Source organism: Gordonia sp. (in: high G+C Gram-positive bacteria) (assembly GCF_049647785.1).
Taxonomy (GTDB): Bacteria; Actinomycetota; Actinomycetes; order Mycobacteriales; family Mycobacteriaceae; genus Gordonia.
In genome coordinates this window covers 1-10,553 of the sequence record NZ_JBARYI010000083.1, presented here as the reverse complement: position 1 = coordinate 10,553, position 10,553 = coordinate 1, and the positions used below count along the sequence as shown (strand labels likewise).

The following is a 10,553-nucleotide window of genomic DNA, read 5'->3' as shown; positions in this document are numbered from 1 at the left end:
CACTATGTCTGACATAGTGCGGGAATCAACGCATCATGCGAGAACGGACGCGGAGAGAGATGGGGAAGGGCCCCGGGAGTCTGTGATTCCCGGGGCCCTTCCTTGTGTTTGCTTATGCGGTTCCGCCGCGACGACGCTGCTTCAGCAGGTCTAAGCGTTCGGTAAGCAGTACTTCTAGTTCAGCTTCCGAGCGACGCTCCAGGAGCATGTCCCAGTGGGTGCGCGGCGGCTTGCCCTTCTTTTCCTCGGGGGCAGCACCTTCGAGGAGCTTGCCTTCCATACCGTTCTTGCACGGCCAGGTACCGGGGATTTCAGCTTCGTCTGCGAACGGAATGTCGAAGATTTCGCCGTTGTCGGTGCGGTACTGGACGAGGCGACGCGGCGCGAGATCGTGGTCGCGGTCGGTCTCGTAGCTCACCGCTCCGAGCCGGCTGCCACGCAGGACTCGATCTGCCATGAAGTCTTCCTCTCAATCGGTCTGGTGTCGGGGTCGTCAATGTCGGGTGATCGGTGCCATTCTACGCGGTCTGGGCCGCAGGCCGCGTTCCGCGGTACCGTCACTATGTGTCTCAATCTCCGACCACCGCATCGCCGCCCCCGGAAGCTGCAGGCCAGCCAGGTCTTCGTCGGCGGCCGTACGCGTGCGCTTGGTGTGGACGCGAGATGGTGGATTCGGAGCGTGGACGTAGGCGCAAGTACTGCAAACGGTCATGCAGGCAGCGCGCCTACGAACAAAGAACGCTGGTTGAGGGTACTTCTATTCCCGCCGACGCCATTATTTTGAGCCCGACCGAAGCGGCCGAACTCGGCGACCGGATGTTTGCCCTGCGCTGCGCTGCCGAAGACCTCGCCACCGCGTTGGGAGAGCAGGCAGACAGGGAAGCCCTGGCCGAACTCACCGAGGAACTGCTGCGGTTGGCTCGCGAAGCCGAACGCTTGCGTTAGCTGACCCACAGTCCCGAGTGCGGACGACTGTCGGTACTCGGCAGTAAGATTAAACATCGTGAACGACGAACGCGAGGCTGACGCCGCCGCACCCGACAGCGGGTCCGGTCGGGCACTGGCGCGGGCCGGAGAACTCCTGGCCCGCACCGACGAAAGCTCAACCGCCATTCGTGCCGCCCATCTGGCGCTCCGACTCGCGCCGTTCGAAGGGATTCTGCCACCGGGCGATCGCACTTCCGACCGCGTGGCACGACTGCTCGTAGACGTTCGGCCCGACCGCCCCAGCGCCATTCGCGAACTCGGTTTAGGCGCGGTTGTGGTGTGGCAGTCGCTCGTCGAACGTCGGCAACCCAACCCCACCGGCCCCGTCGCAGCAACCATCCTTTTCACCGACCTCGTCGGGTTCTCCACGTGGGCATTGCGAGCGGGGGACGACCAAGTTCTGGAGTTGCTGGAACAAGTGAACGACGTCCACGAGCAAGTAATCCAGTCGCACGGTGGCCAGGTAGTCAAGACCATCGGCGACGGGACCATGGCGGTATTCGTCGATGCCAGCGATGCGATCGCGGCCGCCCACGAGTCCGTTGGTGCCGTGAGCGCAATTGTCGTCGGCGATTTCCGGCCCGCCCTGCGGGCTGGCTTGCACTCCGGAATGCCGCGAGCGGTGGGCGGCGACTTTCTCGGTGTTGACGTCAATATTGCGGCTCGCGTGTGCGATGCAGCAGGCGGTGGCCAGGTCTACGCGAGCCAGGCCGCGCTCGATGAGGTCAACGCCGATGAGTACGTGGTACGCCGCAAGCGCTTCAAGGCGAAGGGCGTGCCGAAGGGCCTTCAGGTGTTCCGCGTGGTGCCGCGGTACGACGAACCCGTCTGATCCGCGCATGCCATTCGACGACGACGATCTCGAGGCTTACTACCGGCGTGTGGAGGCCAGGACCTCGGCGAACTCGTCACGGTCACGCAAACGTGAACGCGTGGTGCCTGCGGTGCAATTTGAGTGTCCGACACCGGAGAAGATCGCCTACCCGACCCTTGCTGCGGTCACCGGCGCCATCCTCGCTATTGCCAGGCAGTCGCGGGATCGCCCATCGCTTCGTTCGTACGAGTGCAAATGCGGTTCCTGGCACCTCACGAGCGCGGTGCCGCGCCCCTACCGATAACAACGTCCCACCGAAGAAACAGCAGGTCCCCGACGGGTTTCCGTCGGGGACCTGCTGTTGTCGTTAGTGCCGAGCAGCTAAGCGGCGCCGAGTACAGCTACCGGCATGTTGCCAAGTTGCATGCTCAGGCGTTCGTTAGCGCTCTGGTCCATCCGGACAGCAATTCGGTGAGCGAGATCGCGGATCCTGGATACAAAAGTCGGACTGGTGCTGGTGTGCATGGTGGAGTCCTCCTCCGTCAGTTGCAGTCCATTCATTTGTAACCTAGCGGCAAGGTGATGTCAAGTTCCATTGGGTCGTGGTTCACCTTTTGTTAACCTAATCCAACCGGCGTTCACCTAACGCAGCCTAGATAAGTGACGCTAGTCTCTCTACCTCCTGGACTGTGCCCGCCGACACCAACATGGTCGTCACGCCAGCCTTCTCCCACACTTTGATCTGTTCGCGAACGTGGGACTCATCGCCGACAATTGCCGAATCGTCAACGACCGCATCGGGGATGATCGCGGCCGCTTCCGCCTTGCGGTCACTGCGAAACAATGCGGTGACCTCGTCAACCACGTCGCCGTAACCCATCCGGCGGTACACCTCGGCGTGGAAGTTGGTGTCCTCGCTACCCATGCCACCCATGTAGAGCGCGAGGAAAGGCTTGATTGCGGCGTAGGCGGCGTCGCGATCCTCAGTGAGGACAATTTGCGCGACCGCCGCGATTTCGAAGGTCTCACGAGTGTTGCGCGCTCCGGGACGTGCGAAGCCTTCATCAAGCCAACCGTTGTACTCGTCCGCCATCCGCGGGGTAAAGAAGAGCGGCAGCCATCCGTCGGCAATCTCGGCCGCGAGGGCAATGTTTTTCGGGCCCTCGGCACCGAGATACACGGGAATGTCGGATCGCAGGGGATGCACGATCGATTTGAGAGGCTTTCCCAATCCCGTGGAGCCTTCGCCAGCGAGCGGGAGTGGGTAGTGCGGGCCAGCGTTTGTGACGGGGGCTTCACGCGCCCACACCTGGCGCATGATGTCGATGTATTCGCGCGTGCGGGCCAATGGCTTGCCGAACGACTGCCCGTACCAGCCTTCGACGACCTGCGGCCCGGACACACCGAGACCGACGATGTGCCTTCCGCCGGACAGGTGATCGAGTGTTTGTGCCGCCATGGCGCACGCGGTAGGGGTGCGCGCAGAGAGTTGTAGGACCGAGGTCCCCAATTGGAGCCGCTGGGTTTGGCTGCCGTACCAAGACAGGGGCGTGTAGGCGTCTGATCCCCACGCTTCTGCGGTAAAGACCGAGTCGAAGCCCGATCGTTCGGCGGCTTCGACGAGCTCGCGGTGATTTGTGGGCGGCTGTGCGCTCCAATAGCCAAGTTGCAGACCGAGTTTCATTCCCCGAGCCTAACGAGCAAAGCCTCGCCGGAAGTATTTTCCGGCGAGGCTTTGCTCGTTTTGCGGTTCCCGCCTGAGGGCCGCTGCGTGGTGATTAGCCGCGCAGATCGAACCTGTCGGCATCCATGACCCGGACCCAAGCAGCGACGAAGTCGTCGACGAACTTGGCGCTGGCGTCGTCGGATCCGTACACCTCGGCGAGAGCACGCAACTGCGCGTTGGCACCAAAGACGAGGTCGGCGCGAGTTGCCGTCCATTTGCGGTCACCGGATGCGAGGTCGCTGCCGACGTAGGTGCCGTCGCCCGCCTCGGTCCATTCGGTTTCCATATCGAGGAGGTTGACGAAGAAGTCGTTCGACAGCGTCTCCGGACGGTCGGTCAGCACGCCGTGCTGCGACCCTCCGTAGTTGGCACCGAGAACACGTAGGCCGCCGACGAGTGCCGTCATCTGCGGGCCGGTGACCCCTAGCAGCTGTGCCCGGTCGACGAGCAGGTACTCGGCCGGGATCGGGGCATCCGCAGCCAGGTAGTTGCGGAATCCGTCCCAGCGGGGCTCCATAACGATGAAGGACTCCACGTCCGTCTCATCCTGCGAGGCGTCGGTACGGCCAAGTGAAACGGGGACCGTGACCTTGTGGCCCGCCGCGGCGGCAGCCTTTTCGACCGCCGCAGCGCCGCCGAGCACGATCACGTCGGCCACGGAGACCTTCTTGGTGCCCGACTCGGAGTTGAATGCCTCGGCCACGCCCTCGAGCACGGTGAGCGCCTTGTCGAGTTCGGCGGGCTCATTGACCGTCCAGTTGCGTTGTGGCTCCAGGCGAACACGTCCACCATTGGCACCACCGCGCTTGTCGCTGTTACGGTACGACGCCGCCGACGCCCACGCAGTCTTCACCAACTGGGCGACGCTGAGACCCGAATCCAGGATTTGCTGCTTGAGCGCGGCAGCGTCACTCTCGTCGATCGCTTCGTAGGTCGCCGCAGGTACCGGGTCCTGCCAAACCAGCGTCTCGCTGGGAATCTCGTTGCCGAGGTAACGGGAGAGAGGGCCCATGTCGCGGTGGGTCAGCTTGAACCATGCGCGAGCGAAGGCATCGGCGAATTCATTCGGGTTCTCAAGGAACCGTCGCGAAATCTTGCCGTAGATCGGGTCTTCGCGGAGTGCAATATCCGTTGTCAGCATCATCGGCTGGTGACGCTGCTCGGGATCCTGCGGGTCGGGAACACTCGTGGACCCAGCGTTGTCCTTTGGGCGCCACTGGGTAGCGCCAGCGGGTCCGGTGTAGGTTTCCCACTCGTAGCCAAACAACGTCCAGAAGAAGTTGTTGTCCCAGGTGACAGGGGTGCTGTTCCATGCGCCCTCGATGCCGGAACTGATGGCGTCGGCGCCGGAACCGGTGCCGTACGAGCTCTTCCAGCCGATTCCCATGTTCTCGAGCGGTGCGGCTTCCGGCTCGGGGCCGACGTTGTCGGCCGGTCCGGCGCCGTGGGTCTTGCCGAAGGTGTGACCGCCGGCGATCAGGGCGACGGTCTCTTCGTCATCCATGGCCATGCGCGCAAAGGTTTCGCGAATGTCGATAGCCGCCTTCAGCGGATCCGGGTTTCCGTTCGGACCCTCGGGATTGACGTAAATCAAACCCATCTGCACTGCAGCGAGCGGATTCTCAAGGTCGCGGTCACCGGTGTAGCGCTCGTCGTCGAGCCAGGTGGTTTCTGGACCCCAGTAGATCTCCTCGGGCTCCCACTTGTCGATACGACCACCGCCGAAACCAAAGGTCTTGAAGCCCATCGATTCGAGAGCAACGTTGCCGGCGAAAATAATGAGGTCGCCCCACGACAGCTTGCTGCCGTACTTCTTCTTGATGGGCCACAGCAGACGACGAGCCTTGTCGAGTCCTGCGTTGTCTGGCCAGCTGTTGAGCGGCGCGAACCGCTGCATGCCGTGACCGGCTCCGCCGCGGCCGTCAGCGACACGGTAGGTTCCGGCAGCGTGCCAGGCCATACGGATAAACAGTGGACCGTAGTGCCCGTAGTCGGCGGGCCACCACGACTTCGAGTCGTGCATGAGGTTCTCGAGGTCACGACGGACGGCAACGAGATCGAGTGACGCGAACTCCTTCGCGTAGTCGAAGTCGGCACCCATCGGGTCGCCCTCGGCGGGGTTTTCGGCGAGGAGTTTGAGGTTGAGTTGTTTGGGCCACCAGTCACGGTTTCCGCCGCCTTCGGACGGTGCGGCCATGCCACCGGTCACGGGGCACTGGGTGGGTTCGGGCTGAGATTCGGACACTGCAGTTCCTTTCGGTAATGAAACTTCGCAGGGGGTTTGTCTACGGATTTCGATCGCGGATTGAACTGTTCGCGGGGCCGGGGTCCTCCGGTTCACGCGTGGTGTCGTCGACTGCAGCGCAAGCGGGGCACACGCCCCAGTAGATGACCTCGGCTTCGTCGATCGTGAATCCGTGGTCGGACGCCGCCTGCAGGCATGGCGCTTCGCCAACAGCGCAGTCAACATCTTGGACATCGCCGCATACTCGGCAAACGAGATGGTGGTGGTTGTCCAACACCCGTGTCTCATAGAGGGACACGTGGCCCGACGGCTGGATCCGTCGGATGAGCCCGGCATCACTGAGAGCGTGCAGGACGTCGTAGACGGCCTGACGAGAAACGCCGGGAAGTTCTTCACGCACAGCAGCCAACACCGTGTCGGTTTCGGCGTGCGGGTGCGTGTCGAGGGCCGCCAGCACCGCAAGCCGAGGCCGGGTGACGCGCATTCCGGCTTCGCGAATCTTGGAAGTGTAATCGGTGGCCATGACTACATCGTACTACTTTTCTGTACCAAGTCCAGATAATTAGGAATTTTTCATCGAAATAGATCGAATGGCTGCCGGGTCGGCCGCACCGACCTCCGTCTCGACCCCCGCTTGCGCCGCACCCGACGACAGAAAACGGCGCGGAACGTCGCGGGTCATGATGTCGATCGCGCGCTGATCCACCCCCTCCGACAACAGGTCGGGAATCACTCGTTTCGTGATCTGGAAGTAGTCCCAATCCGGCACGTACTCTTGCCGCTTGGCGACGTCGAACCAATCGCTAAACGAGGACGAATCCTGAGACAGCACCATTCGATCTGCGTAGCCGCGCTCAACCAACTCCCGCACCGTGCGAAGCCGGTCTGAATAGGGGAGCAGCACATCCAACCCGAATCGGTCCATCCCGAGGATCGAGCCAGCGTCGGCGAGTCGCATCAAGTAGTCGAGGTCGGTGGTATCACCGCTGTGGGCAATCTGAACCCGGGTGAGATCAACACCTTCCTCGGCGAGGACGCGTTGCGCGATCAGTCCGGACTGCGTGTGCGGATTGGTGTGGACCACCACGGGGGCCCCGGTCTGGACTGCGGCGCGTCCGACCGACCGCATTACTCGCTCCACGCCGGAACTGAGTCCCTCAGCCTCAATGGCACAGAACAGGAAGCCCGCTTTAATGCCGGTGTCGCCGACACCCTCGGTGAGGTCGCGGATGAAAGCGGCATCGAGGGGATCCGGCAGGTCGTCGTAACCCAGGCCCGGCCCCGTGTAGTGAAACTGAAAAGGCAGATCGTGAAAGGTAAACAGTCCCGTCGCGACAACGATATTGAGCTCGACGCGCTCGGCGACCTTGGCGATGCGTTCTACATTGCGCCCCAACCCCGCAACGGAGACGTCCATGAGCGTATCGACACCCGCCGCCTTCAACTCGGTGAGCGTGGCAACGGCTTCGTCGACTCGGGCCGCTTCGTCCCAGTCGGTAAGGAAGTTGATCCGGTAGTCCTCGTTGAGCACAAAGATGTGTTCGTGTGAGAGCACCGTCCCCAGTTGGTCCGCATCTATCGGACCGGCTGCGGTGTTGATCCTCGCCATGACGCCTCTCGTTGGAATGTTGGCTCCAAGCGGTGCCATGCCAATCAACGTCCAAAGGTAGTCGCTGAAAAGGCCCAATGTGCGAGTACCGGCGAAGCTCTCTTCCCGGTGGGGTGCACACATCTCAGGGTTTCCCAAGCGAGAAGTTCTTAGCGTTGACGCATGCCCCAAGTTCCGACTGCGACAGCGGTCAAACCACTGGTCGCCAGCTCTCTGTTGCTGATGACCCTCGTCGCGCTGAGCGTTTACGTGCTATCGGTGAACGGGCCCACCGGATGGGATGAGTCGGTGACGTCATGGATGCTGGCACACCGGTCCGCGGGCGTAACGACCGTTGCCGAGTTTGTTTCCACGGTGATGAGCCCGATCGCCTCGATTCTGATTGCTCTGGCCGTCGGCGGCCTACTGTGGCGGCGCGACAGGACGACAGCACGTGGCCTGGCGCTGGTGTTGACCGTTGTGTCTGCCGACGCGCTCACGGAGGTGCTGAAAATCCTGGTTCACCGCACGCGGCCCCCGTTGTCGTGGCAATTGGAAGCCCATGAGCTAGCAGGCTCTTTCCCATCGGGTCACACCACCGGTGCCGCAGCCTTGGCTTTCGGCCTGGCGGTGGTACTCCTGCCCCGAGCGAGCATCCAAGCTCGCCGACAAGACCAACATCGCGGTCGCGCGGTTGTCGCAATCGCCGTCGCAATCGTCGTCGCGGTCAGCGTCGCTGCCTCACGCGTATACCTGGGTATGCACTGGGCGACGGACGTGACGGCTGGCCTCCTTGTCGGCCTGATCGCCGCGCTTCTGGTACCAGCCATTCTGAATCTCCTGACCTCGCAGCATCAGGCGGGCAAGCATTCGGAAGATATGCACTCCGCACCAGGGCCGATCACCACCAGGGTCAATATCTACGGGGTCGATCACCACGGGGTCGATCACTCGAACGCCAAGTAGGGCTCCATGATTTAGGCTGTAGCAATGTTGAGCGCGGGGCAGAATTTTGCGAACTATCGGATAGTGCGGCAGCTGGGCGCTGGGGGAATGGGCGAGGTGTACCTGGCTGCCCATCCACGCCTGCCCCGCGAAGACGCCCTCAAGGTGCTTCCTACTGAGCTGACGGACGACCCGACCTACCGGGCCCGCTTCACGCGCGAGGCCGATCTCGCCGCCCAACTCGACCACCCCAGCATCGTGAGCGTGTACGACCGCGGCGAGTTCAATGGTCAGTTGTGGATCGCGATGAAGTACATCCCGGGCTCGGACTGCGATCAGTTGCTGCATGCCTCTGGTGCCATGACTTCGGAAGCCGTGATCCAGATCGTGTCGGCAGTCGGCGACGCACTCGACTACGCACACGAGCACGGCATGCTGCACCGTGATGTGAAGCCAGCGAACATTCTGGTCGACGATTCGTCGACGTCGCGCCGCAAGATCTACCTCACCGACTTCGGTATCGCGCGCACGATCGACAATGACACCGCACTCACCGCTGCCAACCTGACGGTTGGCTCGATTCAATACAGCTCGCCGGAACAGCTGCGGGGCGAGAAACTCGACGGCGGAACTGACCAATATGCACTGGCGTGCACCGCATTTCGACTCTTGACCGGGCGCGCGCCGTTCCCGTTGCCCAAACCCACCGACATTATCAGTGCCCACCTTTCGGCACCGGCTCCGAGTGTGACGGCCATCTTGCCGACCCTCGCACCGACCGTCGACACTGTGATAGCGCGCGCCATGGAGAAGGACCCCGCGAGGCGTTATCGCACGTGTGCCGACTTTGCCTCAGACCTTGCTGGCGCCCTGACCAAGCCAGGTTTCAGTCCACGCCGCGCTGAGCCCGGCCAGCGTGCGGCTTACGCGCCCACGATGATCAGCGGCACCCCGATCCCGCCGCAGCCAACGTCGCAGCCTCTCCCGCAGTCGGACCCCCGAAATCAGGTTCCCCCAAGCTCCGGTCAACCCAATGTTGGCCAGCCCAACCTGGCTAACCCGAACCCGATGCCGCAGGGCCCGGCCCAGCAGCCGCAGAACCCGTACGCTGCGCCGGCTTCCGGCACGCCGCAGGCACCGCCTTCACCCGCCGCCACCTACGGTGCCCCGCCGAGCCAAGGTCCGTCGAACCAGCCGCCGTTCAATCAACCGCCGTTTAACCAGGGTCCGCCGAATTCCGGTCCGTACGGATTCGGTCCACAACAGCCCTACGGTGCCCAACCTTCTCCGCAACCATCCAGTGGGGGCAGTGGATCGAAGAAGGTTCTCATCGCGCTCGGCATTCTGGCTCTGGTAGCTGCACTGGCAGTTGGTGGCACCTTCCTATTCCGTTCCATTGACAAGCCGAAAAACGCTTCAGATTCTTCGGTGGCCACCAGCGCCAGCCCGTCAACTAGCGACACGTCAGCTCCGACATCTCCGCCGTCGACCAGCGTTGGTAGCGATCCGCAAGTGGTGGCGGGCGTACCCACCGCATGCACGGTCGGCACAGACACGCAAGGGGTTTCGGCGACGACGGTGGCCGTCCCACCGATCTCTATCCCGTCCGACGAGTTGCCGAAGAGCCCCGGCTGGGTAGCCGACGACGGGCGGTCACGCGTCCCGTTCGCGGCACGGGCAAGCGGGGTTGTCGCACCACGGCCCAATCCGGATAGTTCGTGGATGGCTCAGGTGACGGTCGGAACGCTCCCGTCGAACTTCAGCGGCAATACCGAAGCGACCGTCCGGAAGTTCATCGAGTGCCTGCAAACGAACCCCGGCTATGCGCCAAGTTCGCCGTCTGCACCGACGATCGGTGAAACTCGCAGCAATGTGATTGAAAATTCGTCGATCAAGTACACCCTCATGAAGGCGCAGATTCGGGTCGCCCGAGGCGGATCGGATGTGCAGGGTGACGACATCATCGCTGTCGTCATCGATTCATCACCGATGACCTTCGCTTTCGGTGCCAGCCCGATCGGCGACAGCCGCAGCCAGGCCGAGGTTGAAAAGGCCATCCTGGGTCTGCGCGTGGTTACCGGACAGGCCACGTAACCTGCACACCCTCACGGTCGCGCTAGGTGTAATTCCTCGGGACGTTGTGAACACCTGATGTAGGCGAAGACCTCCGGGCAGGATGTTGGGTTACCACACTCACCATCAACACCCGGAGGTCTTCGTGACACACGCTAACGCATTTCTCACCGCT

At 62.7% G+C, this 10,553-nt stretch carries 10 protein-coding genes; 5 read left to right on the top strand and 5 right to left on the bottom strand.

Translation table 11 applies throughout. The annotated features are described in order from the left end of the window. Positions 1 to 112: 112 nt before the first annotated feature. The gene (locus WBA38_RS14630) at positions 113 to 457 is read right to left on the bottom strand and encodes an RNA polymerase-binding protein RbpA (RefSeq protein ID WP_424295123.1); all 345 of its coding nucleotides are present in this window, start codon (positions 455 to 457) and stop codon (positions 113 to 115) included. A 206-nt stretch (positions 458 to 663) separates the two neighbouring features. Between WBA38_RS14630 and WBA38_RS14625 the strand changes: the two genes are divergently transcribed. The 3 genes from WBA38_RS14625 to WBA38_RS14615 are packed head-to-tail and all read left to right on the top strand — an operon-like array spanning position 664 to position 2,105. Further along, complete coding sequence (locus WBA38_RS14625; RefSeq protein ID WP_424295139.1) at positions 664 to 945, top strand: hypothetical protein; 282 nt, start codon at positions 664 to 666, stop codon at positions 943 to 945. A 58-nt stretch (positions 946 to 1,003) separates the two neighbouring features. Further along, the gene (locus WBA38_RS14620; protein ID WP_424295125.1) at positions 1,004 to 1,819 is read left to right on the top strand and encodes an adenylate/guanylate cyclase domain-containing protein; all 816 of its coding nucleotides are present in this window, start codon (positions 1,004 to 1,006) and stop codon (positions 1,817 to 1,819) included. A 7-nt stretch (positions 1,820 to 1,826) separates the two neighbouring features. Continuing rightward, on the top strand, positions 1,827 to 2,105 hold the full coding sequence (locus WBA38_RS14615; RefSeq protein WP_424323000.1) for a hypothetical protein: 279 nt from the start codon (positions 1,827 to 1,829) through the stop codon (positions 2,103 to 2,105). 348 nt (positions 2,106 to 2,453) lie between these two features. On the opposite strand, the gene WBA38_RS14610 is transcribed toward WBA38_RS14615, so the two are convergent. The 4 genes from WBA38_RS14610 to WBA38_RS14595 form a co-directional block, all read right to left on the bottom strand. Continuing rightward, positions 2,454 to 3,485 (bottom strand): LLM class F420-dependent oxidoreductase, encoded by a 1,032-nt coding sequence (locus WBA38_RS14610; protein ID WP_424295128.1) that lies wholly within the window; start codon positions 3,483 to 3,485, stop codon positions 2,454 to 2,456. 94 nt (positions 3,486 to 3,579) lie between these two features. Then, positions 3,580 to 5,772: a catalase/peroxidase HPI gene (gene katG / locus WBA38_RS14605; protein WP_424322999.1), complete on the bottom strand. Its 2,193-nt coding sequence runs from the start codon at positions 5,770 to 5,772 to the stop codon at positions 3,580 to 3,582. A 40-nt stretch (positions 5,773 to 5,812) separates the two neighbouring features. Continuing rightward, a complete protein-coding gene (locus WBA38_RS14600; RefSeq protein WP_424295132.1) occupies positions 5,813 to 6,295 on the bottom strand; it encodes a Fur family transcriptional regulator in 483 nt (160 codons plus the stop codon). Between the two features lie 39 nt (positions 6,296 to 6,334). Further along, a complete protein-coding gene (locus tag WBA38_RS14595; RefSeq protein WP_424295134.1) occupies positions 6,335 to 7,381 on the bottom strand; it encodes a phosphotriesterase family protein in 1,047 nt (348 codons plus the stop codon). A gap of 162 nt (positions 7,382 to 7,543) precedes the next feature. Between WBA38_RS14595 and WBA38_RS14590 the strand changes: the two genes are divergently transcribed. Further along, entirely contained in the window at positions 7,544 to 8,326 is a 783-nt protein-coding gene (locus tag WBA38_RS14590) for a phosphatase PAP2 family protein (protein WP_424322998.1), read from the top strand. Between the two features lie 24 nt (positions 8,327 to 8,350). Continuing rightward, complete coding sequence (locus WBA38_RS14585; protein WP_424322997.1) at positions 8,351 to 10,399, top strand: protein kinase domain-containing protein; 2,049 nt, start codon at positions 8,351 to 8,353, stop codon at positions 10,397 to 10,399. The last annotated feature ends 154 nt before the right edge of the window (positions 10,400 to 10,553 follow it).

Excerpts from the sequence above, each read along its gene's own strand:
- WBA38_RS14630 (WP_424295123.1), bottom strand. The coding sequence starts at position 457 with ATGGCAGATCGAGTCCTGCGTGGCAGCCGGCTCGGAGCGGTGAGCTAC.
- WBA38_RS14625 (WP_424295139.1), top strand. The coding sequence starts at position 664 with ATGGTGGATTCGGAGCGTGGACGTAGGCGCAAGTACTGCAAACGGTCA.
- WBA38_RS14615 (WP_424323000.1), top strand. The coding sequence starts at position 1,827 with ATGCCATTCGACGACGACGATCTCGAGGCTTACTACCGGCGTGTGGAG.
- WBA38_RS14610 (WP_424295128.1), bottom strand. The coding sequence starts at position 3,485 with ATGAAACTCGGTCTGCAACTTGGCTATTGGAGCGCACAGCCGCCCACA.
- WBA38_RS14600 (WP_424295132.1), bottom strand. The coding sequence starts at position 6,295 with ATGGCCACCGATTACACTTCCAAGATTCGCGAAGCCGGAATGCGCGTC.
- WBA38_RS14595 (WP_424295134.1), bottom strand. The coding sequence starts at position 7,381 with ATGGCGAGGATCAACACCGCAGCCGGTCCGATAGATGCGGACCAACTG.
- WBA38_RS14590 (WP_424322998.1), top strand. The coding sequence starts at position 7,544 with ATGCCCCAAGTTCCGACTGCGACAGCGGTCAAACCACTGGTCGCCAGC.
- WBA38_RS14585 (WP_424322997.1), top strand. The coding sequence starts at position 8,351 with ATGTTGAGCGCGGGGCAGAATTTTGCGAACTATCGGATAGTGCGGCAG.